The sequence below is a fragment of the Micromonospora sp. DT48 genome, assembly GCF_049844495.1.
GTDB lineage: Bacteria > Actinomycetota > Actinomycetes > Mycobacteriales > Micromonosporaceae > Micromonospora.
Map to the genome: position 1 here is coordinate 25,269 of NZ_JBNCLE010000028.1, position 26,042 is coordinate 51,310.

The following is a 26,042-nucleotide window of genomic DNA, read 5'->3' on the forward strand; positions in this document are numbered from 1 at the left end:
GGGGCCGCGTCGGCCGCGCGGGAAGTCCGCCGTCGACTCCGACGTGCCGATGCCATTGGAGGTCACCCCGTCGACATCCGATCACGCGGCAGGCGGTTTCGGTGTGCAGCCGCAGCAGCAAGGCGTCGAGGACGACGTCGTTGCCGCTGGCACGCGCCACCAGGCTGATGTCCTGCAGTTCCTCTGGCGTGAGGGCCCTGCGCGGGTTGGGCAGCCGGCGCGGCTTGGCCACCCGGTGCGCCGGGCTGTCCACGGCGGTGAGGTAGCCGTCGAGACGGCGCGGGCGGCCGCGATGACCTGGCGCATGAGGGCTTCGATGTCGCTGGCGGTCACCTCGTCCAGCCGCAGATGGCCCAGGACGACGGCCATGCGGTTCCATTAGGTGCCGTAGGTGCGGCGGGTGCCCGGACTGGCCGCGGCCGCGACGCGCGGAAAGGTATTCGGCGACCGTCGGCATACGCGGTGCCGGGTCAGGGTGGACGGCGAGGTCGGCCGGGGTGAGGCCTAGATGGGCGAGCATCTGCCTGGCAGTGATGCGTGACGGATCAGCCGGCATGAGAAGCGCCTCCGAGGAGGGTGGCGTGCAGGTCCGAGAGGAGCCGCGTGATGGTGTTCGAGGGGTGCACGACGAGCAGATCGCGCGCGGGGATCGCGGCCAGCAGCACCACCTGGTGCGGGTGGATGCCGCACATCTGCCGGGCCGCGACGGGCAGCGGTAGTGCCCCGCGGGCGCCGACGGCGTACGTGCCGTCAGGTCTTGCGGTGATCAGGAGCAGGCCGTCGGCGACGTCGATGTGGTGGCGGTGACCGGACGGCCAGCCCAGCGCCCGCAGCAACGCCCGGGCGGCCACAGCCGTCGGCGTCCGGGCGGGCCACGTCGAAGACGATGTCGTCGACCGGTTCCCGCGCAGGTGGGGCGGCTGCGGGTAGCTGCGGCATTGGAGCCGGTGGCGGTGCCGGGCGAGGAAGTGGGGTGGGGATGACCGCGCCGATGAGCTGCTCGTCGAGGCGTCGGCGGGGCGGTTGCCGGGCGGCCGTCATGGCGACCGCCGCAGCCGTTCGCGCGGCCTCAGCGCGTGGTCATCGGGAGCCACCAGGGTGGTGAGCTCCCGTGATCCCGCACGAAGACTGGTATCCGAGGCCAAACACGAAAGATATCCACACAGTGATCGCGTCCAGACCGATCAAACTCTGCTTGCCAGCCTGATCGTCATCGTCGGAAACTGACGTTGCGCGCTACGCGAGGATGACCGGCTGTACCGTTTCGACTGGCCTACCTCGGTGTGACCAACGCTTTCGCGCTGCCGCGGCTCCTGTCGATGAGCGACCGGGACAAGGACGCCGAGATCCTGGCGCTACGGCACCAGATCACGGACCCTTATGCCCCTTTTCTCCTTTTTCAGCCCTTTACAGTCGCAAGCGCAGTGGCACCTATTTCATTTGTAGGGCCGGAATAGCGGCATGGACAATGGCGATCACGATCCGTCAAAGCGTCGCTATGACCGCGTGCCGTGACGCCTTTGGCCGGACCCGACCAGATGCTTCCAGGAGAAGGTCATGGCGACAGCACTGCCGGCGATGCTCAGCTGTTTCGGCAAACTGTTGCGCGCACGCGAGTTGTTTGGGCAGGTCACGGAGTCGGCTTCCGAGTTTCGGAAGCACGATCACTACGAGATCGTCCGCTTCGACAACGCCCGTTCGGCCACTGACGAGCTCGTCCGAGTCCAATGGAGGATCAACATCCTGAACCCTGTGCCCGAGGACTGGGCGTACCTGACTGGCGACGCGGTCAACAACATGCGCTCGGCACTGGATCACGCACTGGCCGTGGTCGCCCGTCAGCGCCTGGGTTTCTCCGACACCGACGTGCAGAAGCACCGACTGCAGTTCCCGATCTGCGACACGAGCGACAGCTTCGCCGCCGTTGCCAAAAATCTGGTCAAGATCCTGCCGCAGGACCTCGTCGACCAGCTCGAAAAGCTCCAGCCGTACCACGGCGACCCCGACGACAGCGTGCACAACCTTGCCATGGTCCGGGATCTGTCGAACCTTGATAAGCACCGGCGGCTGACCGTGGTGGCACACGGCGTCTACCGGTCCAGGGTGACAATCGAGCCGCCCATGGACGTGGTGAGCCTCAAGGAGAACACCGGAGCGCTGGCCGACGGGATGGTGCTGGCCACCGTGAAGTTCCGCCGGCCGGTGAATCCGCCCGAGCTCACACTGACCCCCGAGATCCGCTACGTCGAGTCGCTGTTCATCCCGGGGTCGAACACGTTCGTGCCGCTGGCTGTCGCGCTGGAGCTCATGTTCGAGGAGGCGTTCATCGCCGTCGAGTCGTTGACCCGCGATCTGATGGGAGCAAAAGACATCATGTTCGCCAAGGTGTACCTCGACGATCGCGAGGCACGCACCCGCGGCCTGCTGGCGACGCTGGCGACCGCCGCCGAGATCGAGAGCCTGTCGCAGACCGAAGGGGCCGCCTCGTGACCATCTCCGGCGTGGATCAGCCCACTGATACTCCACAGCCTGCCGCGCCGCAAAAGGGCCGCCGGCCCGCACGCAACACGCTCGACAGTCTGGAGTCGGAGCAGGTCGACGTGGTCCTGATGCACCCACGGCATCAGTGGGCTTTTAATACGGTCACCGATTTGATCTACCAGCTTCGCGCCAGCCGGTCGGATACAGACCTGTACCAACTGCAGCGGGATCTGCTGGCCGTTGTGCTGGACACCGAGCAGCGGCGCGCGGCCGTCAGCCGGATACGCAAACGTGTCCGCAAGAACGCCCGTGACGTGCCCGCGACGGCACCGGAGCTGGAGTCCGGGCTCGATCCGCACGATCCGGTGTCATGGGAGCTGGAGTACGTCGCCCATGAGCGGGTGTGCCGCCAGCTGCGTTCGGTCGGCGACGCGCTGGCCTGGCGGGCGTTCGGCTACGAACGAAGTCACATCCTGGCCCTATCTCGCGGTGAGTCCGCCGGTCCGATGGCCGGCAAGGACGGTCTCGCTGCCGAACTCGCCTTCGTCGACAACTGCTGGCGCGAGGGCCGGTTCGCGCTCCTACACGATCTGACCAACGTGCTGCGGCTGGGCGATGTGAGCGTATTCCACGACGAGGTGGTCGCGTTCCACGAGATCAAGACCAACCAGCGGTATCAAAACTCTGCCCAGCAGGGGCGGCTGTCGGCGGTGGTGGACTCGCTCACCCGGGGCACGCCGTTTCTGCGGGGCGGTCAGACCTTGGTCCGGATGGCCATGCCGTACCGCACTCATCTCGATGCGCTGCGCGCGGCGTTGAACCTCGCTCACGAGCGTGGCATGCAAGGGGTCAAGGTCCCCGGCGGCCGAGCCGTGATGGCGGCGAGCCTGTACACCGCACCGAACCTGTCGACGCAGGAAGAGTTCGGCGAGGAATTCAGTCAGCGCTTCCGCAGCTACTGGCGTAAGGCCGGTATCAGGTCAGAGGACCACAAGCTTGTGCTGTCGAGCCTCGACCGCGCCGGTCGTGTCCCCACGGCACCCCCGTGGGCCATCTACCCGGTAGCTCCGGAAATCGCAGCTGGGCTGATCACGGACTCAATATTCTTCTACGTGGCGATGTCACCCGACGCCGTGATCTCCGCCCTGGCAGACCACGGCGTCACCGCCGAGTGGCGCCAGCAGCTCGACGGCAGCGAGACCGACAGCCAGCCGCTGCTATCGGTCATGCTGCCGGTGGGCAACGGCCGCGCGCAGACCACCTCGATGAACCTCATCGAACTCAACCGGCTGCTGCTGGAGCTGATCGACCTCGGCACCTGGAGCGAGCACCTGGCGGCTCTGCTGCGCAGCCAGCAGGACGGGATTACGCCGTGGCCCCACTTCCCCGATGAGTGGAAGGTGTGGGCATGAAGAGGCGACTGAGCCAGCCGCACGCGCCGCCCTTCGTCCCTATGGTCTTTTTCAATATTGAACTTTGAGCAGAGTTCTGCGTCAGCCCAGGCTGAACACGTCAGGCCCGGCCCGAAAAACCGGCGCTGTTACTGGAAGAGCAGCCTGGGAATGGAACGATCCCGACGACCCCAGCCCACAGCAGCTAGTTTCGCCATCCACTGTTGGCCTGCATCGCCCTGGTGATCTTTCGCCGCACGAAGGCCGTCGGCCGTTCTTCGCCTATCGACCAGGACCTCGTCCTGGCCACTGCGCATGCCGAGGCGGCTGTCCGTGTCCAACGGCTCCGGCGCCGCAGCTGTGCTTACAGACGAGATCGTGGCGCTGTCATATGGCCGTCGGCGGTATCGGTATCTCCTGGCTACGACCCATCGGATCTTCAGTACGCGAGGCACTGGGGACTGCAGCTGGCTGAGTCGACAGCCAGGCGACGACCTGGGACGGATGCGTGAGTACGAACGCGCGGGTCGCGTAGAAGTCGGCGAACGACCACACATCACCATCGTCATGCCGTCGACGGGCCCGAACAGCACTACTGAACCCACGGGCCACTATCGCGTTGACTCCTAGGAGATAGCGCTCGGCCAGCGCCGACTCGACTGCCTTCCACAGCTCCCCGAACTCTGCTCCCGACCGGTTCACGCCGACCGTCTTCCCGCGCCGAGCTTCGACCCGAGCCTGCAACTGCTCCAGCACTGACATGTGACGATCGGTCGGCGTCGGTGGCCTGGACCGCAGCTCGTCAAGGTCGCTCTGGAACGCGCTGAGCTGTCGGCTCATGTGCGCGTCATGATCGGGCACGAGCCCGTGGGCGTCGAGGTCGACCACCTGAACCGCGGTGATCGCATCCGGGATCACCGCCAGTGACAACGATCCGGGCGACTCGTAAACATTGAGATAGCGGACAGCCTGGAAGCCTTGCTCGCGAAGCTCGGCGCTGGAAAGCTGGGCCGCAGGCTGCAGGTTTTCGTCCCGGTAGCCGGCTTCAACCCGCTGCGGGTCGAGGTCGAGCGCCACCCGGTACAGGAAGAACTTCGAGTCGGCGTCGCTCTGGTTTCTCATGCGGCGCAGCATGTTCTCGATGGCGGCCTCGTACGTGCCCACATGTAACGCGAGATTCGACAGCCGGGCGACCCCCTCTTCGCGCATAGAGGGTATGCCGCGGGTCAGCGCTTGGCGTTGCTGCTGGGCATAGGTCGGCGATGGCCAGTCCGGCGAGGTGCTCGTGTGGTACCACGCGAACCGATTGAGCTGCCCGTTGTCCAGCGCGGGGTCGGCGGGGTCACGCAACGCAATGACGGCACGGCCGAAGTGGATGCGGTTGCCGCAGGGCGAGCACGGCATGTGTGCCTCGTCGACCTCGGCCGCGTAGTCGTCCGCGCTCAGGTCCGAGGCGCCGCCGCACTCGCACCGCATGCGGTAGCCATAGGCGAAGTCGGCAGGCCGGTCGGTGAGAGCCGGCATGGATGCGGTGGTCACATGCTGAATTCTTCCTCGTACATCGTCTGCACGAATTGCGGGTGTGATGCCGTCGATGGTGGCGTCCACCGGGCCGGCGTCAGCTGAACGAAGACGCCAGGTGCTCGAACCGGCCTGGTCCCGGAAAGTGGAAGTCGCGAGTTGCGCGAACGCCAGAGAAATCTCGCAGGCCGGGGTATGGGATCTTGAGTCGCCACTGCTCCGAGGAACAGCCGGGCACCAGGGTCTTGGTTCCCAGACCGGACGGCACTCGGACGAGGATCTTGCCCTTCATGAGGCGGAACTGACCACCTGCTGGACCTCATCCGCCACGACTGTGGACTACACCATCACCATCCCGCGCTGGGCAGCCCCGACCCGGATAAGGTCGCCACCTACCTGCGCACCAACAACATGATCATCGTTTGCGACCACCACGCATGGACCCTCGAAGCCGAGACCGCGATCTACACGCTCAACCCTCAGGGAAGCGGCCTCGCCGCCACAGCAAAAATCCCCGCCCAACGGGACGGGGATCACGCAAAACACGAAGAACCATCACGCTTCGTGTGGAAATAACGTGTCCGAACACAAATTTGCAGCACCCATGCTCAGCATGGGTGCTCATGCCGTGATTTTAGCAGTGTGGCATCAGAGAGAAGGGCGCGTCGATGGCAACCCCCGACGCGGCGCTGAATCTCGGCAAGGGTGGGTCATCGAGGGTGGCGAGTGACCATACGGTTTGCCCGCCAGAAATCCTCATCGAACTGCCCAGCCCACCGGACCCCGACGACCTCAACCCGCTGATCTGGCGCGACGCGGCGCGGAGGTCCGCCACCAGCACCACCGCCGAGCCGCCGTCGTTACAGACGTCCACGCCATCCCCACCAAAGCACGAAGGCGGTCACGCCGGTCGGCCATCCTGTTCCCGCAGCCAGTAAGCGGCGACCTCGCGGACCTCAGCGGCTGGGTCGTTGAGCGCCTCGCGCACCACGTTCGCGTACCGGTGGGAGTCCTTGCGCCACCACAGCAGGGACAGGATTGCCAGCCTCCGCACGGTGGCGTCCGGGTCCTGGCTGACGGTCTGTCCGAGAAGCGGCAGGACCCGTCGGGCGACGGTGGCACCGAGACGTCGTTCGCCGAGTACGCACACCGCGTGCCAGCGGATGACGACGTGCGGCGAGGCCAGCCCGCGGATCGCTTCGTCCACCTCGTCGACGGTGATGTCGCAGTACCCCCGCCCCGGCTTGAGCTCTTCGGCCAGCGCCGGAGCGTACGCCGGCCAGCGCTCGATGACGTCCTGCAGGGGCCGGTAGTCCAACCGCGGTGCGGCGATCGCCTGGTTGCGGAAGCTGGTATACGGTGCGGCGACGGCGCCGACCACGACCTCCCGCGGAAGACGGTCGATCTGGTCCAGCACGAGGTCCAGCCGGCCCAGGCGCGCCAGCGCACAAGCAACCCACGACTGGTCCGGCCCCTCGCACCGGGTCAACGCCGCGTGCAGCGCGCGCACGGTGTCGTCGTCGGGTTGGCCGATGTCGGCCAGCAGTTTGGCGGCCTTCCACGCCCGCTCCTTCTGAGCCAGCATGGGGATCAGGGCGGGAAACGCGGCCGGCCCGAGATCACGCAGCGCGACCTCGGCCTCCTCGCCACTCACCGGCCCGTCAACCGCCTCCAGCCGAGCGACGTAGTACGCGGCGCGTTCAGCCACCGGCAGCGCGCCGATCCGCGCCAGCTCGACCGCCCGCTGGTCGTACCCGGGAAAGTACCGGCTCACCTCGCCCTTGGTGAGGACGCGTTTGATCAGCACCTCGTGATACTCGTCGTCGAGCAGCAACACCACGAAGTCCCGATCAGTGACCCCGCTCGTACGAAGGACTTCCCGGGACCGCTTACACACGCGGACGAGCATTGAAAGGTACCTGCGGAACGTCGCCTCCCACTGCCGCATTGTCCCTCGGCACGCCTCCGCGGTCAGCTGCCGCTCCCAATCCCGGGCCAGGTCCTCCGCAAGCCACTCGTCGTCGTAGTACTCCCAGTCGGCGGCGCTCCACCGAACATCCGCCTGGTCCTCGACGGGAAGCTGCGCCAACGCCTCGATACTGTTCATCCCGAGGTTGGGTAGCGTGATCTGACCATCGGTCTCGCGGTAGACACCGTCCAGCACCGCGGCATAGAACCGTTCGCCGGGATGTTCGGCGACGGCCGAACGAACGGCCTGCACCAACGCGTCCACCAGCGCACACTCGAAACCAGCCCAGTCCAACCCCACCGCCACCCCGCCATCCTGCCCCCACGCGACCTCTCCCCCGCCGGCGGCCAACCCCGCCCCTTCCATCCGCCGGAGACCCGCCTCATTGATGACGTCGTACATCGGATGGAACCCGCGCCGTCAGTGGCGATAGCGGTTGCTCGGGGTATCCAACCGGGCGAACCCGATACCGGTGGAGCCCTGATCTGATCTTGCATCGCCCCGAGACGCGGGGCAGCAGGCCCGCATGGAGTCAGTCAGAAGTCACGCCACTCGTCGAACCACTGGTCGGCCAGATGCGCTGGCACTCCAGCCCGGGCGGCGAGTTCCATAAACGCGTCGAAGGCTTCCTCTCGACGCAGCGTGTCGATGACCTCGTACTTCTGGTCGATGCTGTTGAGCGCCTCAACCAGCTTGCGCAAGGCCGCTTCAGCTTCGTCAGCACGCCCACCGTGGTCCTGCGGAAGCTTGTCAATGGTGCGGACCGCGCTGGCGTATGCCTTGCAGGCGGCGGCTCCGCCTCGGGCGTCGTCGTCGACCCAGTCCCGGAACGGGTTGTTCAGGTTGGCGGCCAGCCACGTATCGGGCCTCGCGCCTTCGATGACCAGGCGCACCCAGGTGCCGCGGTACCGGGCCTTCAAGGCGGGCGAGATAGATCGGGGTAGACCGCTGATGCTCAGCTGCGTCAGCGAGGCCAGGTCTGGCAGTGTGTCCGCGTCCAGGCCGTAGCCATCGACGAGCTCGATGACAGCTAGATGGGTCAAACTGGCCAGAGCAGCGGCGTCGACCAAGCGTCCTGGGGGCTTGCGCCAGAAGATTCGGAGGCTCTCCAGTTCCTTCAGTTCCTCCAGGGCAGCAGCGGACATGGTGCCGCTGCCGTTCAGGGCGACTTCTCGAACACCGTGCAGGCCGGTAGGAACCGTCGTTTCCGCGTCGGCGCCGGTCAGGGTGAGATGAAGCCATCGGCCGTTGTCCGCCGCGTACACGGTCTGGCCTCGGTCCACTGCGGCCAGCTCAAGGCCGTGCAGGCCACGGGGCAGCCGCACCTCGCGAACATCCGTGCCAGCCAGCGACAGGTGGTGCAGACCAGTGTCGGTCAGATCCACGCCCGGCGGGGCGTCCCGCCACGTCAGCGACGAGACAATCGGGTGGTCTGCCAACGCGCGGGCGAGACCCCGGTCCGGGCCGGCCCACGTCAGCGCCGTGCAGCGCGGCAGCTGATCGAGAGCGGACCATTGCACCGGCCCGGACGAAGGCACCCGCATCGAACCCTCACCGCTCAGGTCCAGCCGAGGCGTGGCCGCGCCGAGCGTCACCGCCCCGGCGCCGAAGTCGACGTCGACCTGACCCCGGGTGGTGGCCGCGCGGTAGGCGGCCTTCACAGCCGCAGGTAACTCCCGATCCCAGCGGCGCTGCCTGACCACATCGTCGGCAAGTGACTGCCAACCCGAGTACGTGTTCGACAACACCGGCACACCCTCCGAAACGGGCAGGCTTCCGATCCATGTGAACCCCGGCGGCACCGCATGCCAGCTGCCAATCGACAAGTGAGCAAGGCGCCCGTCGTGGGCATGATGGTCAAGCGTCAGCGGCTCAACGCCGCGCAGCTCGTCCAGGCTCGGCCGATCTACCGAGTGCCATCGCAGCGCGTACGCCGAGGTCACACGGCCTTCGACACCGGTGACCTGGCATGCCCCAAATCCACCGTCTGACAACCGCATCACGGCGACGCCGCCGGGTCGGACCGCTCGATCAACCACCCGGCGAAGCTACCCGACCGGGACGACCAATGCGCTCTCCCGACCTGTGCGCCGCGGAGCCGGTGGTGATGATCTCGGAGTACGAGCGACTCGGCCCGCCGCCCGCACGCCGACCCGCCCGCCATAGCGATTCGTGGCTCCCTGGACAGCTGTGACGACCGTTATTCTCGGCGGCCCGGTCGGGCTAGCCCGCCTGGCCCGTCGGTGCCTCTTGTGAGGGTCGAACGGCCGAAACATGGTGGCGCTACCCGACGTCGTCCAGCATCCTGGTCGCCGTGCTCGTCGTGCAACGTGTCCGGGTCCGCTGGGGTGCCCACGCCCGCGGGGCGACGCACGCGGTGCGACGTCGGTCGGTCGCGGAGGCATATGAACTTCCGCCGCTACCGGCGGGCGAGATGCTCGTCGTGCACGATGTTTTGGCTGACGAGGCCGACGGCTACCGGCCTGCGTCGTCCGTCGGTTCGGGGGTTCAGGCGGTGCAGGCGGTCGTGCTGCATGTCGATCTCACCGCAGACGGCGCGGTGATTGAGCGTCTCCCCGGCTGGGCCGCGTACCCGGCTTGGCGCACGTACTACCGGATGTTCACCCTCCAACCTGGTCAGTACGGCCGCTACCGGGCCAATTTCCGGTTCACCGGTTGCGCCTGCGCCCCCCGCTGGTACTACGAGACCTGGACAGTGCACGTCGCCCTCACGTCACCTCGGCCGGACCTGTTCCTCAGCGCCGTCGCTGATCGTGACGTTGATCAGCGTGTGCATCTGTACGGCGGTCCTGCCCGCCGAACAGCAAGACAACGGCCAGCATGATGCGGTCACATCTGATCAGTTGGCCGAACCACGCAGGTTCTCGCCGGCAGGCGCTCCCATGACAAGCCACCCAACGGGGGACAGAACCGATCAAGCAGGCATGCTCGCCGAGGAGGAGAGACTGCGGGAGTTGCGCTCCGGCCTGGCCCGTAACCCTGCCCTGCCCGCCTCCGTTGTCGAACAGCTGACTGCACTGGGCGACGCCTCGGTCTGGCTTGAGCTGGCCGATCGTGACGATCTCAGCGGAGAGCAGATCCGCCTCCTGGCTCGCCGGGGCGACGCCCAGGTCGTGATCCGTCTGCTGTCGCGCGGGCTGTTGCCGCCGGACGAGGTTGACCACCTCGACCCGCCGGTAGTGATCGCCATGGCGGACATCGCGCCGGTCCCCGAGGACTGGGCACGGCGGCTCGCCGCCAGCCCAGACCCGGCCGTCCGTGGAGGTCTCGCCGCGACCACGCATGTGCCAGCCGACATTGTTGCCGCCCTCGCCGACGACCCGGACGTGGAGGTGGTTGCCGAGGCCGCCAGGTCACCGAAGATCAGCGACACCTTGGCGGAGCGGCTTGCAACCCATCCACATCTGAGCGTACGCCGGGCACTGGCCTGCAACGAACACGCACCGAGTCACCTCCTCGTCGCGCTGGCCGAGCGCCGCGCGCCAGCTGCGGAACTGTGCCCGGCATGTGACGGCTCCGGCCACTGGCTGGCAGAGCATTGGAGCTGCGACGGCAGGCACCAGGACGCACTGCACGACCTGGACTACGCGCTCACGCTCAATCCACGCACGCCCGCCGAGACTGTCAGCCGTTTTACCGCGCACCCGTCGATACACGTGCGCTGGCGGCTTGCCGTCCGAACCGACCTGCCGCAGGGCGCCTACCGAGCCCTCGCGCAGGATCCGACTCCCGGCGTCCGTGGCGACGTAGCCGCGAACCCGGCCATCGACGAAGCGCTCATGAGAGCCATGGCCGGCGACACCACCTATGACGTACGCCGGCGCCTCGCTCACAACCCGGCCGTGCCTCTCGATGTCCTCGCCGAGCTGGCCGAATCGGCGAAGATCGGCCCCACCCTGCTGCCGCGCATCGCGGCAGCCACACCGGCCGAGATCAGCGAACTCGCTGCTTCGAGCGTTCCGGCCGTGCGGATGCTCCTCGCCGCGCGGCACGACCTTCCCCGCCAGATCATCGATCAGCTCGCCGGCGACCACGACGCCAAAGTGCTCAGCTCCCTCGCGGCGAACCCGGCCTTGAGCGAAGCCCAGCTACGGACGATGGTCGCGGCGCACGGTCCGCGGGTCGCCGCGAGAGCCGCCGGCAACCCGTCCTGTCCGCCTGACCTGCTGATACAGCTTGCCCAGCAGACACCACTGGTGCAGAAGGCGCTCCGCCGCATCGCCGAGCACCCGAACGCTCCAGCCGAGGCCCTCCTTGCCTGCCTGACCGACGAGCAGGCACGCCGGATCGCCGCGAGCCACCCCGCACTGCCCGCACAGACGATCATCCAGTTGCTGACCGACTCCGACACCAGCGTTGCCGCTGCTGCGGCAGCCAATCCGTCACTCCCCAAAGCAGTAATGCACGACCTCGCGGCGTCAGATGACGGTTCCACCGGTACCGGGTGAGGGTCTACGCGTCGGTGTAGGTGTGCTGCTGTAAGCGCCAGGGCTCGCCCGGGTTGGGCCGCCAGGCCTCGGTGCCCGGTGGCATCGCGGCCAGTTCGGCGATCGTGCCGTCCGCCGCGACCAGATGCTCCATGCAGACCAGGACGGCGTTGCCGTTCGGATCGTTCACGTCGTCGGAAACCAGCCAGTCACCCTCAGCATCATGGACTACTGATCTGGCCGGCTCCGTGCCTTCGAGCACGGTGCGCTGGACTATCACCCCGAGGTGCTGCGGGAACCGGTTGCCGGGGTACGGCCAGGCCACGCCACGGACGACTTCATGCGTCATCCGGCCAGGATGCCAGACCGTACCTCCCGCACTCGCCCGTCAGGGATCTTGGAGCCTGGTCCGGGCGCGTGGAAGACTCTGGGTGTGTCGTCCGGCGTTCCCCGAACCGTCAAGGCGATCGATGCCGCCGAACTCATCCGGCTGGACGCCGAGGCGATTGCGTACGGGTTCAACCGCAACCACGACGCCGGCTGGCTCGCCGAACACGCCGCCCTTGAGGCCATGCACTACCTACGCCCCGTGCTCGTGCATCGGGCCGGGCGGCGGCCTGAGTTTTCCCCGCACTGGCGATGCATGCTGCTGCTGACGATGCGGGACGGCCAGGAAGTCTTCTCGCTGCTGGATGTCTGGCCCGCCTCGTTCGATCGCCTACCCGAGACCCTGGATTCGGCCACCAAGCGCGCGGTTGCCCACCGACTGGACTATGAAGGGCTGCCGACCTGCGCGCAATGGGCAAACCTCAACACCTGACATGTCCGTACCCAGGCACACGAGCAGATCTGCCGGCCCGGGGATCGGTCACGGACCATTGTGAGGCGGGGAGCGCACTCATACGCCGGGCGGTTACGCGCCATCCTGTCGGCGCTCGCGGAATTCGGTTCTGGCGATGATCTTGTGACTGGCTTGCTGTCATGCGGCGAGGAGGACCCGCTTGCGGAGCAGGTCGAAGCTGGCCCACCCATACATCTGCCTCTTGATCATCTTGATGCGGTTGGCGTTGCCCCGACCGGTCCGGAGCTCCAGGGCAGGGTGAGCCCGGCAGTGACGGCGTCGAGGTCGCGGCGCAGGCCGGTGATCAGGGAGTGCAGGGCGGGCAGGTTGTCGGCGCTCACTCGCCGCATCCATTCGAGCAGCCGCTCGGCGTGGTGCTCGTGCATCAGGTCGGCGAAGTCGCGCACGTGGCTGGCGGTGGCCTGTAGTTCGTGGCAACAGGCCAGCGCTGCGCTGCGGCGAGCCTGCCCTCACTGCTGATGCGTCACATACCGAGTGTCGGGAGCCCTCTTGTGCTTCCGCTACTCGGCATTGCGGGCGGCCACAGCATCGGTTCCCGTGCTGGCTCAGTGGGCAGCTGGTCGCCGTGTCGGTCTTTCTGCTCGGATGAGGGCGGCGAGGCGGCAGCCGGCTTCGGCAGCGTCGATGGGATTTCCGGCGAGGCGGCTGAGGAACAGGTCGAGTGGGTAGCGGGCCATCACGCGGTAGCGGGCGAGGTACATGACGATTGCTGTGACCGGGTGGCCGGATGCGGGTGCGAGCAGGGCGTAGGTCAGCACCTGGTCGATGAGGGCGTGGAGGTGGTTGGTGTCGTCAAGGTGGCCTGTCTTGAGTTCGATGATGGTGGTGCCGGCGAGGAAGTCAGCGACACGCAGTCCGTCGAGCAACTCCAAAGGGGTGGTCACCGGTCCGTAGCTGCGCAGCGCGGTCTGGAAGCCGCTGGTGTAGCTGGCCCAGAAGGCGGCGAAGGCAGGGCGAGCAGCGCGCACTCCGGTCGCGCACGCGGTGAGGGTCTCCTGGTGGCGCAGCGCGGCCCGTATCGCTGCGCGGGCGGCGTCGGGCGCCGCGAGACGAAGCGCATGCACTGCCGTGTCGAGCACGGTGAGCAGGCTGCCCACCGTGAAGAGTCGAGCGCCTGGGATGTGCTCTGCGGTCTTGTGCCACGGCCCGTCTGAGGCGTCGGTGGGGGGTGCGTATCCAGCGGTGGCGAGCAGCCGCTGCTGTCCGGGCTCCGGCAGGTTTGCGATTAGTTGCGGGTACGGCGGCCTGTCGCACAGGTCGAGAGCGAGTACCCGTTCCACCGTATGGCCGAATCGTCCGGGGTTGGGCGCGCAGACCGCAATGGGGGTAGGTGCGCGGTCAATGCGCCGCTGCAGGTCGGCGATCAGCCAGCCCCGGTTCGGAAACTGGTGGGCAAGCCATCGCGTCGACGTCGGCGGCTCAGCGCCCGGGCGGAATAGATACGAGGACATCAGGGCGTTCCTCTGCGGGTAGGGGCATGCCGAGCCGTCGCCGCACACGATCGTGACGAGGCGGCAGCGGCCAGGCAACGCCCAAGGTGGAGGGCCGAGAGACAGCCAGCAGCCTGTCGACGACCGCAACGGAAGGATGTGCAAGAGCGCGCCGCAGGCGGGGTCTCAGCCCGTCGGCACCACTGGCCGACTCCTCGGGCTCCGCAACAATATGCAAAGCAGCAAGATTCGCTAGCCGGACCAAGCCAGCTGCACCACCGACCGTACGCGGCGACCTGACGAAGGACAAGCCGCCCGGTGAAGCGGTCCGTGGATCATTGCCGGCATTGGCATCAGCCGCTCGGTGACGTAACGTATTCACGCAGTTCCATTGAGTCAGCGACCGTTCGAGCATCCCCATCGGGTAGACCGGATGAGCGAGGTGGCCGCGGCATGGACAACGGCAAGCACAACCCTCGTTGCGAGACAGCGCAGCAACATCGCTGCCGCTGCAACGAGTGCGGCGGCTCCCAACACGGCGTGCAGGGCTGGCTGGACCAGGCCAGCCACGACCACCAGTTCCGCCAGAGGAAACGGGAGCACTTCGAGAGCAGACTGATCTGGACGAAGCACCGCCCGCCGCGCCTGGAGCACAGCCGCGGCAACCAGGAGATCAGCACGGACCTTGCCCGCGTCGACATCGCCGACTGGCTCGCTGTCCCGCCGCCTGTCGGGCCCGAGCACGGCGAGCCATACCCGTCGCCCGTCCAACAGGTGACAGCACTGGCCGAGGTGATGACGCGTGGGGCCTGGCCGGAGATCGCCACGGAGCTAAACCGCGCCGCTGCGGACGCCACCAGCGTCAAGCGCGAGCTCACCAACCATGGCTGGTGCGATCTCTTCATCGGGTTGGTTCGGGCGATCGAGGCGACCCGACATGGTTTCAACAGCATCCCGGACAAGGTCAAGAGCATGATCCTGGGGTCGGCCTTGCAGGCCAACCGGCCACACGTCACCGAGGCTGTCGTCGGCTTGATCGTTGACGAGGTGTGGCAAGGGTTCCAGGCCGCAGCGTTCGGGTCCGTTCCGCTGCTCGACCTCATCTCAAACGAAGAAGCTCTCCGCGCACTACGGATCCTCGCGGTGTTCATCTGCCCCGCACCAGCGCAACACGCAGCGGTACGTCAACACGCCCTGAAGCCGCTCGGAGAAGACGTCACCAAGATCCTCACCGACCAGACCAAAACCAGGCTTGCCGAGCTGTTCGCCGACTGGCGACCCGACGGCGATGGCCAGCAACCCAAGTAGCTCGGGCTAGGTCGCTTTGCGCGTGGCTGCACTCGCGCTGGTGGCCAACTTTACGTCGTCGTGGCACCCCCGGCGACTCACAACCCGGCCACGGACCGAGCTGGCACCTCGCCGAAGCCGACCCGCGCCGTCCTCGCCCCTGCAGTCAGCGGGCCGTGATCTCCAGGACTCGTCAGCCCAAGTGGCCCGCGGTCCTGCGGTGTGATTACGAATGACATGATCCGGAGCAGGCGGGCGCTGAGCCACGTCGCGAGCGGTACCGCGCCCTCTCGTGCGGCTGAAGCGAGCGGCTGACGCTTCAGGCCACGTATACCTGTGGCCCGACACGGAACTACGGCGACCGGCCTACCGATCGCGGATTGCAGTACCACTGGCTTGCGAGGCAGCTCGGTACAAACTTCCGCGCCGCGCCGGTCATCTCACCCCGATCCTTCATGCGGAGTGCGTTGGAGGTCGAAGATCAATGGTGTCCCGCTCCGCTCGCTGGTCGGCGAGGCCGGCACTGGTGAGCAACGCGAGCATGTCCTCCTGCCGCGGCTGGCCAAAGGTAAGCCGGTACAGCGCCAAGTCCCGCTTCAACTGCTCGTAGCGGGCGAGGTCCTGGCTCAGTGGCAGCGGCAGCACATGGCGCTCGATGCGCGCCCGTCCCGGATACACCCAGTACGGCGCCATGTCACCGAGCTGCGACTGCCGCCGCGCCGCGTCGTACGCCGCCTTCCACACGTCTCGGTCGGCTGACCGCAGCGCTTCGGCGCGATGGGCAGCGGCGACGTTGCGACGTACGGCGTGGCCGCCGAAGCGATGCACCCGGCCCTCCCGCTGTTCGAAGTCCACAGGGTTGGCGGGGACGTTCCAGTGCACGACCGCCGAGCAGTACGTGTGGAAGTCGATGCCCTCCTGGCCGGCGCTTGTAGTGGAGACGACGAAAGGCCAGAACGGGCTGTTGAACGCGTGCCGCACGCCGGTCATGCGCTTCGTGTTGGTCTCGTCGTCGCCCCGGCCGCCGTACCGCAGCGCGAACCGACCGGTCATCGAAATCCGGTTGCCGGGGTTGAGCGGGTCCAGAGCCGAGTACGGCGCCGAGTGCACCGTCACCGCCCGGTTCACGTCACGAGCGATCGCCACCAGGGCTTTGTCGTCCAGCGGTGTCTCCGCTGCCGAGCTGCGTAGCGTGTGTACGTACTCGTCGAGGACGGCCTGGAGCCCGCCGGCGGCGCAGTAGCGCAGGACGGCCCGCCAGTACGGATCGCTCAGGCCAAGCTGGTCCAGCAGGAGCATGGTTTCGGGGCGGTTGAACAGGCTCCGCAGGCCGGCGGCGACGACGGTCGCGGCCAGCCACAGCCCCTGAGGCGTGACGCTGCTTCCGTGGTCCACGAGCCGGCCGAGCGCCCGCCAGGCGATGTTGCCGGGGCCATGCAGCCCGATAGCGACGAGATCGTCAACGACAGCGTCCGGGCTGGCGCTGATCGGCTCGTCGGCGGCGGCGGCCACGGCGAGCGCCTCCTGGAAATGCCGGACGAGGCCGCTGTGAAGGTCCTTCTCCGCGTCATGTCCCGGGTCGGCTCCCGTCGTGGCCGCCTCGACGGCCCGGTCGAGGGAAACACCAGGGTTGGCACCCGGCCAGCCGAGCACGGCACGCCAGGGCTGCGGCTCTCCGGCGTGTCCCGCGGCGCGGAAGGTGTTTGGTGCCTCGGCGAGCAGCCGCTGGCGGCATTCTGACTCGATCGCTGCCAGGTCCGGAGGCCCATTCGGGTCGCGACGGGCGGCGGTCAACGGATCACAGGCCGCCGCGAGCACGGGGTGTGGCCAGAACAGCGCCATGGTGCTCATGGACGCCACCCGTCCGTCGCTCATCCGGTAGTCCAACCTGCTGCGGGGCACCTCGATGTGTCCGTTTCGGATTCGGCGCTCCGCCTCGTAGCTAAGCAGCGCCGAAACCGCAGTTGGCGTGGCGTTCCAGGACGAGAAGACCAGTCGCTTGGTGATCTGCTGGCGGGCCGCGTCAGCGAAGGGCGGTCCGAGCGTGTAGTGCGGCATGGACGGTGGCAGCCAGAGCAGTCGCCACCAGCCGCGATCGACGGTCTGCGCGGCGAGGGAGCGCAACTTGCCGTTGCCCAGGTCGATCGGCGCGTACTTTTGGACGGCTGCGGCGTCGAGCAGGTGCGCCCGGTCGAGCAGCTGCCGGACTTCTGCGCCGAGCCCGCGCTGCATGGCCTCCCGCAGACGGTCGCCAAGCTGGTATCCCTCGACGAAGTTGAGAAAGTATGGTGCCGATTTCCAGTAGTCGAGCAGGACTGGGGCGTCGAGTGCCGCGCCGAGCCGGTTCATGGCGACGAACGAGCGGATCTCCGTGGAATCGACGCCTGCGGCGGGGGTGACGTGCTCGGCCAGCATCGCGTGGCGGCCGAGGGCCGGGCGTTCAGTGCGGCACATGACCCGTAGCAGCAGGCGCCGGATTTCTTCGCCCACGGCGCCGGTCGGGGCGCCGGCGAGGACGGCCTCGCGGTAGGCGCGCAGCGCCGCGTGCACGGCATCGTGCCACTCGGGGTCTGGGCGGAGGAAGTTGAGCACCCGCTTGAGGTCGGCGTGGTGGTCGTCGGTGGCGGCTTCCTCGGCGTAGGTGAACGGCTTGTATGGGGTGGCGGACAGCAGCAGGACGCGCGCGTCCTGATAATTGAACAGGTGGTGGGCTAGCTCGGCGGCCTCGCCACCCAGCTCGGGATCGAGCAGGTTCCGGAAGCGTTGGAACTCGTCGAGGATCACCAGATCGGGCTCGAGCGCGTGGGCGCCGGCCTCAGCGAGCACCCCACGTAGCCGGCCGACGAGAGTCTTGCATCGGCCGTGTTCGGAGTCGGTCAGCGCCGATCGCCGCCCGATGTCGGCGATCAGCTCGTCGAACTGGTCGAGAAGTCCCCTGGCGCGAGCGCGGTCCAGGAACCGGTCTCGTACGCGCGGGTCTATGCCGTGGGTGAGAGTACGGGGAAAGTAGGCGCAGCGGCTCTGAAACCGTTCGAACGACCGGGTCGTGCATTGCATGATCCGCAGGGCGGCCTTGCGCTGCCAGCCATCCCAAGCCTCGTTGCGCAGCAGGTGATGAAGCATGGCGCGCTCCGCTGCCGTGCCGGTCTGCCAGCCAGGGGCGAAGGAGGTGCCAGGTGTGAAGGATACGAGGTTGACCGGCTTCCCGTCGCCGGCCTGCGGCGTGAATCGGGGCAGCTCGCGGCCGAGGAGGGTGAGCCGGCTGGACATCGGATGCGTGGCATGGTGCGGTCCGGCCAGCCGTGCCAGGTTTTGTGCGGCGACGTCTTGGTTGGAGCAAATATAGATGATGTCAATGCGCGTCACCGCGTCATCGCGCTGCAGCCGTTCAATCATTGCGGCCACGAAACCGCCTGCGACCACGCTCTTGCCCAGGCCGGTCTCGTCGGCGACCAGGAACCGCCGGGTCGGCTCGGTGCCGAAGTAGCGGTTGAGTAGGTACGCGACGGTGTCCCGCTGGAAGTCCTTGAGCCCTTTCATGCGCCTACCCCGGGTGCGTGAAGTTCACGGCGGACCTGGTCGACGTGCTGCCACAGCTCCAGGAAGCCCTCCGGCAGGACTGCCCTACCCCGCTCAGTGACTGCCAGCTGCCGTACTAGGCCGGCAAGCTCGTCGAGCTGGGCGGGTCGGTCCGCCAGCGCGGCGAGCAGAAGCTCCAAGACGCCGGCAGCGCCACGGCGCCATAGTCCGGTGCCTTGTCCCGCCCCCACAGGACCGGCCACCTCGGCGGACGATCCGAGGCCAAGCAGCAGCATCAGGAACTGCAGGAACTTGTCCGGTGTGTTGATCTGCTCGGCGAGTACCCGGTCAAGGCGGTCAGCCGGGTCGCCGGTCAGGCTGGCGATCGTCACCGCTCGTCTGGTCGTGCCGTCCGCGGCCACTGCGGCGAGAACGAGAAAGCGGGTGATCTCCGTGGTGGCCAAGCCACCGAAGTGGGCGTCGCCCGGCAGGTCCGCCACCAGGTCCGGTCTGGTGAGCAGGGCGACCGTCAGCCGCCCACCGGGCGGCGGCGACGGCGCCCCGGCGGCGCGTACGTGCAGCTCGTGCGGCTCGTCGTTGGTGCCGACGGTGGCGTGGAACGGGACGGCGGCGATGCCGCGTAGATAGGCCTCGAGTTCCCAGCCGGTGTCGTCGTCGGGCTCGGCGACGTCGCGCCGCTCGTACTCCTCAAGGATCGCCCGCAGGTCTGCGCCCTCGCCAGCCAACGCGTTGATGCCCAGCCGCTCCCGCGATCCGACCAGTTCGACCAGCAGCTCGACATTGCCCGTGAACGCCGCGCCGGTGGCGTTGGCCGAGCCGACGATCACTCGGGCGCGCCGCCCGTACTCGACAACATATGTTTTGGCGTGCAGCCCCGCGAGCCGGGCCGGCCCGGTCTCGTCATCCAGGTCGAACGCCGCGAGGTCATTGAGCACCAGCACGGTGCATCCGTCCAGCGTCCCCTCGGGCAACCGGTCCAGCTCCTCCTGCCTACCGATGACGGTCAACTCACCATTGCCCGGGGCGCAGACATCGAGACCGTCAGCGCCCACGAAGGGCGACATCACCAGGTGCCGAGTACCGGCGAAGTCCAGCGGCCGAGTTCCTGGCACGCCGAGCGCATGGAAGTACAACTCATCTCGAAAGAAGCCCTCAGGGAGTTCCCAGTCGGCACGCCGAAGATGCTCCAGCAGCTCCTCGATCGCTGCGCGCCGCGGTTCAGGCACCGGCTGCGTGGCCAGGTCGATCGCGTGCCGAAGCAGCTTGACCACCGGCGTGTTCCGCCTGTCCGGCCGCGAGCCGATCACGCCGTCCAGGGTCAAGCAGACATCCCAGCTGCGGTCGTTGGTCAGGTTCCGGCTCAACACGACGAGCCGCAGCAACTGATCGCCGTCGCAGACGTATCGGACCAGCCACATCTTGGGATGGAAGAGACGTCCGGGCCGAGGACTCCGCACCGGGTGAACAGCCGGTTCGAGCAGGAGCAGCAGACTGGAGTTGCCCGGCGGCGCTGCGATCTGCCCGGCCTGGCAGAACACGTCGATCCGGTCGGCGCAGCGGCGCACGCCCTCCATCACCGAGATCGGGTCGTCCCGGTCTCGCAGGGCGTGCGCGGCGAACGCCAGCGGGGCGGTGAGCAGGCTGTCCAGCTCAAGGGTGAACGTGGTGGCGACGGCGCGGTCCAGCCGGAATCCCGGCGGCGGACGGAGCACGTCGGTCAGCAGCGCGCGTCCGTCAGGCGGCAACAGCACCCGTCACCTCCATGCCGTCGTGGATGTCGGTCAGCATGCGTCGCACCTGCGGCCAGCGGTATACCAGCTGCCGGCTGCCTGACGCGCCCGTCCAGCCCCGGAGCAGCTTGCTGTTGACCAGCCGCGACTGGGTCTTCTTCACCGTCTTCTCTCGGCGGGCGACCAGGTCCCGCAACTCGACGTCATCGGCTGCGCCCTCGGCCCGACCGGCGAGGACGAGGTCGATCCAGGCCTCGATAAACGCCCGAGCCCGCAGATTGTTGCTGATGCGCGGGTTGATTTCGATGAGGCGGCTCCACATGTCCGCTCGGTCCCACGGCGCGACCGTCGCCATCCGCTCAGCCCAGCGGGCGAGAGCCTCCCGGTAGTCCGGCGGCTCGATCCGGTCATGGCCCGCCTCGCCGTATTCTTCGGCGAGGATCAGGTTGTAGAGCAGCGCCGCTCCGTGCATACAGGTCGAGAACGCCCGGGCATACTCCAAATCAGTCCGCACCCGCTCCGACGCTGAGCCGACCGCCGAGGCTCGCCAGGGCGCCGCCGCGTCGTCCTCCGGCCGGTTGCCCGGCTGAAGCAGGTGAGCGAGCAGGGTGCCGGCGGTGCTGGTCAGGATACGCTCCCGCAGCCAGTCCGCCTCCTGCTGCGTCAGATCCAAGCCCGAACCCACGACCTCAGGGAAGCCGGCTGGCGATCGAGGCATGGTGGCTGGCCATCGGCCAGTCCGCAGCTCGGTCAGCTCCGCCGCCTCCGGATCGCCAGGTAGAACAGCCAGCTCGAGGCCAGCGTCGATGTCGTACGTGCGCAGCGCAGACGCATAGATTGTGGATGGCAGCGTTTTGACGCCGGTCGATGCACGTCGACCGATAAGGCCGTCGGTTGCACCTGCAGCCCGCAGCGCCGAGATGACAACACGCTCCACCCGGTCCAGCTCCACTGCCTGATCGCGGTCTGGCCGGCGGCTCGCGTGCTGAACGCACCATGGGACAATCAGCAGATACCGAGCACGCGTGTGCAACGTCGACGTCCCGGGGAACAGCAGGTCACCGAACGCGTCGCGGACCTGCCCGATGCCCAATTCGTCGCGGCTCTCCTGCTCGCTGAACATGTTCAGCAGCTCACGCATCCGCTGCTGCTCCACCCGGGAGCTGTCCAGCCACGATAACTGCGACGCCACCGTCCACCTCCCGTACTCGGCCAGCAGGCATCCTGCCTGAACTGGTTGTGCGCTCCCAGACCGCCTCGACGTCCGCGACGAATCCATCTTCTGCGACCGTGAACCACCACCGGTAGGGCGTGTGGTCTTGGGGTGTGTTCGACGAACATCATGACGTCCGACTCCGACAACTCGTTGCCGGCCCGAAGGTAAGAAGGGCCTCACCAGAAGACCAGAACTACCGGCCCCTTCGCCAGCGGATCATTGCCTGGTCTTTTCAGTGGCCGCAGCCGACGCCCGGCGGCGTGCCCGTGTCGACTGGCCCTCGGCCGGCGGCGTCTCGATTTCCCTCGCCGGCTTTGTAACCTGCAGCCCGGCCCGGCGCGCGTTAAGGCCCATCCCGGTATCCATGGTCACCAGCCGGACCGGTTTGCCTGCGAGGGTCTGCACCGCGACAGCGCGATCGATGATCTCCGCGTCCGGGTCGGAAAGCGGACGATGGGCGGGATCGTCGTAGAACATCCGCAGCTGCACCGCTCCGCGCGGCATCTCCCCACGCTCGGCCACCTCTTCCCCGTCGTTGTCCTTGAGGCGGATCATCACCGTGCCGTACGGGTCAGGCAACAGCTTGTCGACAACGGCCAGCGTCACTGCGGCCCGATAGCGGGACTTCTGGTTCCCTGACTCTTTGAGCCGGTCGAACTCCCGGATCACCACTTCGGGAAGCACGAGCAGGACATCCTCGATCCCAACGCCAAGTTTTTCTGCCCACGGGATGCTCGCGATGACCGCCGCCGGGTCGTCGTCTTGAGCCCATGCGGGGTGGGACAGGAACACGCTGCTGTCCACAACCGCCAAGACCTTGCCCTCCGTCGCCGTCCAGGTGCCGATCTGCTCCTGGAGCGTCTCGAAAGCCGAGGTGAGCGCGGCCTGGCGTTCGGAAATCTCGACTTCGAGCAGCTGGAAGCCCTGCGGCGTACCCATCAGCACCGGATCGACAAGCCGGTAGAAGGCTGGCGTAAACAGGAGCTGGTCCAAGTCGGAACGGGCGATTTGGCCACGCAGCATCCGGCCGAGGTTCAGTACCCACCGCACGTAGCCATCCTGTTTGCCACGGTTGTTGCTGATCTCGATAGAGGCAGACCGGAGCAATTCAAGGACGCAACCGCGGTCAACGCCAGGGGTCAGGGTGACGAGCATGCCGAAATCCTGGCAGGGCCGACCTGTCACCGACATCCGTTTACGGCCGCACTCCGCCGACACCATACGGAAACCGTCGTAGCGCGCCGGCCCCCTCGTCATCTACCGCCGGGGCAGCACGGCCGCAGGTGAACGACCACGGAAGTACCTACCAGAATCAGTGTCTTGCCAAGGCCTACCGAGGTCAGGAAGCTGACCTACTGTGTATCGTGGGCGCCTGTCGATCCGGCCTCGCGTCAGGTGATAGATGGCAGATCGCAAGGGAGTTCGGCCAGAGGAGCGGCCCACGTAGGTCAGCGCCTGCTCCCGAAGCTGCTACACCCCGTGCACGAGATGGTCAGCCATGAAGACCTACAGTAGAGCCGCCGCGGCTGCTGGCCTAGATGAGGACGCTCTGGCCGGGCTCTACCGCGCGGGCCTCAGATAAGGTTCCGCTCCAGGCGTTGAACCGGCCGGTGGCCGAGCGGATGGCCGGAGTAGCCGGGCTTGCCGTCATCAGATCGACGCGATAGAAGGGATCACCTACCTGTCAGGCTCAGCTGCGGAGGCCGCGTGTTCGTCGATCAGAACCAGTTTCCGTTCTTGGCGGACCTACGCCGCAACTGGCGCGACATCCGCGACGAGTGCCTCGCCTTGGCCGAGGACTCCTTCGAGCCGTGGGTGCAGCGCCACATGTACGGCGAAGGCTGGAGCGTGTACGGGCTGGTCGCGTTCGGCACCCGCATCGAAGCCGCCCTGTCCGCCTGCCCACGCACCGCCGACGCGCTGCAACACATACCCGGCCTGACCACCGCCGGGTTCTCCCGCATGACCCCAGGCACCAGGATCAAGCCCCACGAAGGCTGGGTGACCACCGTCTACCGCGCCCACCTCGGCTTGGTCATACCCGAAGGCGACTGCGCACTGAGGGTAGGCAACCAGGCCCGGCGCTGGCACGAGGGCAGCATCTTCGTGTTCGACGACACAGTCGAGCACGAAGCATGGAACCGCACCGGCGAATCGCGCACCGTCCTGCTGTTCGACTTCCTGCGCCCGGGCCAATCCATGGACCAGCTCGACGACCTCCCGCCCGAGGTCGCGGCGCACCTACAACGCCGGACAAAGCCTCTCAAGTAGCAGCACGAAAGCCCACCAGTCGGCAAGCCGTTGAGCCGTGTGCCAGGCAGCCGCCACGTAGGGGCGTCACGCCGCAGACTTGCCGCTCGAGTACCAGCGCATCGGGGCGCTAGCGCCCAAACAATGCTCCATATCGCCGTCGTCGACCATCGGGGCAGTTCAGCAGGCTGACGCGGCCTGCATCGGATCACTATTCGTGCCACGCTGGTCGCAGCGACCGGGTTCGGATCGGATCGGATGCCGCCGCTGAAGACCCACCGCGGTCTCATGGGCTGAGCCCTCTAACATCGAGCTTCCACAATCGGATGTTTCCGCATCGTCGGGTCTTACACCCTCGGTTAGCACTGTCGGACACACGACAACCAGATCGCCGAGGCCGGGACCCGGTCCGAGAGGCCACCCCCGACGCCTCTCCGTCCGCTCCGCAGGGTCCACTCTGCGTCAGGAAGATGACCGAGGGCACAGGCGTGAGTCGTCAACGCAAAATTTTCACCTCGGTCTGTCAGTAGCACTTCTCATCTCTGACAGGCTCGAGCGCGATGCGGACGCTGGCCTGCTGCTCCTGCAGCGGTGGCGCGTCAGAGATGCCCGCCCAGGGGAGCCTCTACGATCCGATCATGGATAAACACCCCGAGCTCGTCCTCCTCGACCAGCGCATCTGGTACGTCCCGGACGGGGTCTTCCACCTGCGTTGCGTGGCGCGTACGTCGAAAAAGCGGCGATGCCAGAATCCGCTGGAGTACGGCCAAACTGCCAGGTGGTCGCAGCTCCGTTCCACCCACGGACTCATCTCCGTCTACGACCTGAGCATCCTGGACGATGATGCGACGCGCCGCTGGATGGACCAGCACTGCGACCTGCATGACACGCCGACCACGGTTGATGAGGTCTCGCCGGAGTGGGAGCCGTTCGACCCAGTCCGGCATGCAGCAATGATCACCACCCTTGAGGAGTGGGTGGCCCAGCGGGAACGGGCCATTCGTGAAGGCGTGACCGACCGCTGGGACTACTGGGAGATGCCGTACCTGTGAGCGAGATGCTCCCGCGAGCACGCTGAGAGGTGCCACGTCCGTTGTTGTCAGCAGTTCTGCCACGGTTGACGGCCAGATCCCGATGTGGCGGGCGAGGAGTAGAACAGTTGGTCATGACCACTTCCGTCCCGTTGATCGTCACGCCGTCGAGCGCGCCGGTGCTCGTCCTTGGGGCCACCGCGTGGTCTGCGGCCCGCCCGGCAAGCTTCACCGGAGAACAAGCTCGCTCCTGGCTGATCCGCCACAGCACCACGAAGCAGCAGGCCGACGACAAGTTCCTCCAGGTCCTCAACGCCCGCCGCGCCGCCGCCCCGGTCGGCACCTGTACCAGGCGGGAGAAGCCGTGAGCAGGGTTCGCCGGCTGACCGGCGGTGACTACCGGGGTTGCCCCAAGGACGCCATGATCGAAGCCGGTATGCCCCCCGACGAACCGCACCACGGCCCTGGGGTCTACTTCATCGTCGCGATCCCCGACCGATTCAGCGTCGCGATCCCCGACCGGGTCAAGATCGGCCACAGCGACGATGTCCGCCGCCGCCTCGCTCAACTCCAGACCGGCAACCCCGCCCACCTGCATCTAGCGCATGCCATTTACGAACCCGACACCGACCGGCGCCGTGCCATCGAAGCCCAGCTGCACCGCCGCTTCCGTGACCTGCACGTAAACGGCGAATGGTTCCACTGGACTAACGAGCTGAACGAGTACGTCAACACCCTGTGTAACGAGGAGTGCTACCTGTAACCGACCAGCTTGAACGCGAGGTAGTCCGGCTCCTGGTGACCGCCTCAGAGGACGTCTGATTCACGTATTTTGCGTGTGTTGTGGTTTAGTCGTCTCGCCAGGTTGGGGTGGTTTCGGTGGTGA

The 26,042-nt window shown here is 67.1% G+C and carries 21 protein-coding genes; 10 read left to right on the plus strand and 11 right to left on the minus strand.

All coding sequences use genetic code 11. The features are described 5' to 3' along the window. Window positions 1–545 precede the first annotated feature (545 nt). Entirely contained in the window at window positions 546–851 is a 306-nt protein-coding gene (locus ACLQ2S_RS24995; protein ID WP_425703293.1) for a hypothetical protein, read from the minus strand. Window positions 852–1,557: 706 nt separating this feature from the next. Between ACLQ2S_RS24995 and ACLQ2S_RS25000 the strand changes: the two genes are divergently transcribed. Together ACLQ2S_RS25000 and ACLQ2S_RS25005 are read left to right on the plus strand one after the other, a co-directional pair. Further along, window positions 1,558–2,490, plus strand: coding sequence for a hypothetical protein (locus tag ACLQ2S_RS25000; RefSeq protein ID WP_425703295.1), 933 nt, complete (start codon window positions 1,558–1,560; stop codon window positions 2,488–2,490). After that, the gene (locus ACLQ2S_RS25005; RefSeq protein ID WP_425703297.1) at window positions 2,487–3,893 is read left to right on the plus strand and encodes a hypothetical protein; all 1,407 of its coding nucleotides are present in this window, start codon (window positions 2,487–2,489) and stop codon (window positions 3,891–3,893) included. The genes ACLQ2S_RS25000 and ACLQ2S_RS25005 overlap by 4 nt, the downstream gene beginning before the upstream one ends. A gap of 366 nt (window positions 3,894–4,259) precedes the next feature. Here ACLQ2S_RS25005 and ACLQ2S_RS25010 read toward each other — a convergent pair whose 3' ends face one another. From ACLQ2S_RS25010 to ACLQ2S_RS25020, 3 genes are all read right to left on the minus strand, one after another. Continuing rightward, window positions 4,260–5,480 (minus strand): hypothetical protein, encoded by a 1,221-nt coding sequence (locus ACLQ2S_RS25010; RefSeq protein ID WP_425703299.1) that lies wholly within the window; start codon window positions 5,478–5,480, stop codon window positions 4,260–4,262. A gap of 814 nt (window positions 5,481–6,294) precedes the next feature. Further along, window positions 6,295–7,764 (minus strand): DUF4303 domain-containing protein, encoded by a 1,470-nt coding sequence (locus ACLQ2S_RS25015; RefSeq protein ID WP_425703301.1) that lies wholly within the window; start codon window positions 7,762–7,764, stop codon window positions 6,295–6,297. 134 nt (window positions 7,765–7,898) lie between these two features. Further along, window positions 7,899–9,362: a hypothetical protein gene (locus ACLQ2S_RS25020; protein ID WP_425703303.1), complete on the minus strand. Its 1,464-nt coding sequence runs from the start codon at window positions 9,360–9,362 to the stop codon at window positions 7,899–7,901. Window positions 9,363–9,796: 434 nt separating this feature from the next. Here ACLQ2S_RS25020 and ACLQ2S_RS25025 point away from each other — a divergent pair, with 434 nt between their 5' ends. Both ACLQ2S_RS25025 and ACLQ2S_RS25030 read left to right on the plus strand, forming a co-directional pair. Further along, on the plus strand, window positions 9,797–10,207 hold the full coding sequence (locus tag ACLQ2S_RS25025) for a hypothetical protein (protein WP_425703305.1): 411 nt from the start codon (window positions 9,797–9,799) through the stop codon (window positions 10,205–10,207). A 100-nt stretch (window positions 10,208–10,307) separates the two neighbouring features. After that, complete coding sequence (locus ACLQ2S_RS25030; RefSeq protein ID WP_425703306.1) at window positions 10,308–11,831, plus strand: hypothetical protein; 1,524 nt, start codon at window positions 10,308–10,310, stop codon at window positions 11,829–11,831. 4 nt (window positions 11,832–11,835) lie between these two features. Here ACLQ2S_RS25030 and ACLQ2S_RS25035 read toward each other — a convergent pair whose 3' ends face one another. Next, the gene (locus ACLQ2S_RS25035) at window positions 11,836–12,159 is read right to left on the minus strand and encodes a hypothetical protein (protein WP_425703308.1); all 324 of its coding nucleotides are present in this window, start codon (window positions 12,157–12,159) and stop codon (window positions 11,836–11,838) included. An 84-nt stretch (window positions 12,160–12,243) separates the two neighbouring features. Here ACLQ2S_RS25035 and ACLQ2S_RS25040 point away from each other — a divergent pair, with 84 nt between their 5' ends. Beyond that, window positions 12,244–12,630 carry a hypothetical protein gene (locus ACLQ2S_RS25040; RefSeq protein WP_425703310.1) on the plus strand — a complete coding sequence of 129 codons (387 nt, stop codon included), beginning with the start codon at window positions 12,244–12,246 and terminating at the stop codon, window positions 12,628–12,630. 227 nt (window positions 12,631–12,857) lie between these two features. On the opposite strand, the gene ACLQ2S_RS25045 is transcribed toward ACLQ2S_RS25040, so the two are convergent. Together ACLQ2S_RS25045 and ACLQ2S_RS25050 are read right to left on the minus strand one after the other, a co-directional pair. Further along, on the minus strand, window positions 12,858–13,058 hold the full coding sequence (locus tag ACLQ2S_RS25045; RefSeq protein WP_425703312.1) for a hypothetical protein: 201 nt from the start codon (window positions 13,056–13,058) through the stop codon (window positions 12,858–12,860). A 159-nt stretch (window positions 13,059–13,217) separates the two neighbouring features. Continuing rightward, window positions 13,218–14,123 (minus strand): hypothetical protein, encoded by a 906-nt coding sequence (locus tag ACLQ2S_RS25050; RefSeq protein ID WP_425703314.1) that lies wholly within the window; start codon window positions 14,121–14,123, stop codon window positions 13,218–13,220. A gap of 432 nt (window positions 14,124–14,555) precedes the next feature. Between ACLQ2S_RS25050 and ACLQ2S_RS25055 the strand changes: the two genes are divergently transcribed. Further along, the gene (locus tag ACLQ2S_RS25055) at window positions 14,556–15,410 is read left to right on the plus strand and encodes a hypothetical protein (RefSeq protein ID WP_425703316.1); all 855 of its coding nucleotides are present in this window, start codon (window positions 14,556–14,558) and stop codon (window positions 15,408–15,410) included. 432 nt (window positions 15,411–15,842) lie between these two features. Here ACLQ2S_RS25055 and ACLQ2S_RS25060 read toward each other — a convergent pair whose 3' ends face one another. The 4 genes from ACLQ2S_RS25060 to ACLQ2S_RS25075 all read right to left on the minus strand — a co-directional run bounded on the left by ACLQ2S_RS25060 (window position 15,843) and on the right by ACLQ2S_RS25075 (window position 23,030). Then, the gene (locus tag ACLQ2S_RS25060; protein ID WP_425703318.1) at window positions 15,843–18,929 is read right to left on the minus strand and encodes a helicase-related protein; all 3,087 of its coding nucleotides are present in this window, start codon (window positions 18,927–18,929) and stop codon (window positions 15,843–15,845) included. After that, entirely contained in the window at window positions 18,926–20,680 is a 1,755-nt protein-coding gene (locus ACLQ2S_RS25065) for a hypothetical protein (protein WP_425703320.1), read from the minus strand. The genes ACLQ2S_RS25060 and ACLQ2S_RS25065 overlap by 4 nt, the downstream gene beginning before the upstream one ends. Beyond that, window positions 20,664–21,938, minus strand: coding sequence for a DUF6361 family protein (locus ACLQ2S_RS25070; RefSeq protein ID WP_387281625.1), 1,275 nt, complete (start codon window positions 21,936–21,938; stop codon window positions 20,664–20,666). The genes ACLQ2S_RS25065 and ACLQ2S_RS25070 overlap by 17 nt, the downstream gene beginning before the upstream one ends. Window positions 21,939–22,091: 153 nt before the next feature. Beyond that, window positions 22,092–23,030, minus strand: coding sequence for a PIN domain-containing protein (locus ACLQ2S_RS25075; RefSeq protein WP_425703322.1), 939 nt, complete (start codon window positions 23,028–23,030; stop codon window positions 22,092–22,094). A gap of 552 nt (window positions 23,031–23,582) precedes the next feature. On the opposite strand from ACLQ2S_RS25075, the gene ACLQ2S_RS25080 reads away from it, so the two are divergent. The 4 genes from ACLQ2S_RS25080 to ACLQ2S_RS25095 all read left to right on the plus strand — a co-directional run bounded on the left by ACLQ2S_RS25080 (window position 23,583) and on the right by ACLQ2S_RS25095 (window position 25,919). After that, window positions 23,583–24,146 carry an aspartyl/asparaginyl beta-hydroxylase domain-containing protein gene (locus ACLQ2S_RS25080; protein WP_425703324.1) on the plus strand — a complete coding sequence of 188 codons (564 nt, stop codon included), beginning with the start codon at window positions 23,583–23,585 and terminating at the stop codon, window positions 24,144–24,146. A gap of 617 nt (window positions 24,147–24,763) precedes the next feature. Beyond that, window positions 24,764–25,177, plus strand: coding sequence for a hypothetical protein (locus tag ACLQ2S_RS25085; protein ID WP_425703326.1), 414 nt, complete (start codon window positions 24,764–24,766; stop codon window positions 25,175–25,177). Between the two features lie 113 nt (window positions 25,178–25,290). Then, the gene (locus ACLQ2S_RS25090; RefSeq protein WP_425703328.1) at window positions 25,291–25,524 is read left to right on the plus strand and encodes a hypothetical protein; all 234 of its coding nucleotides are present in this window, start codon (window positions 25,291–25,293) and stop codon (window positions 25,522–25,524) included. Continuing rightward, window positions 25,521–25,919, plus strand: a complete 399-nt coding sequence (locus tag ACLQ2S_RS25095; protein WP_425703330.1) for a GIY-YIG nuclease family protein — start codon at window positions 25,521–25,523, stop codon at window positions 25,917–25,919. The genes ACLQ2S_RS25090 and ACLQ2S_RS25095 overlap by 4 nt, the downstream gene beginning before the upstream one ends. The last annotated feature ends 123 nt before the right edge of the window (window positions 25,920–26,042 follow it).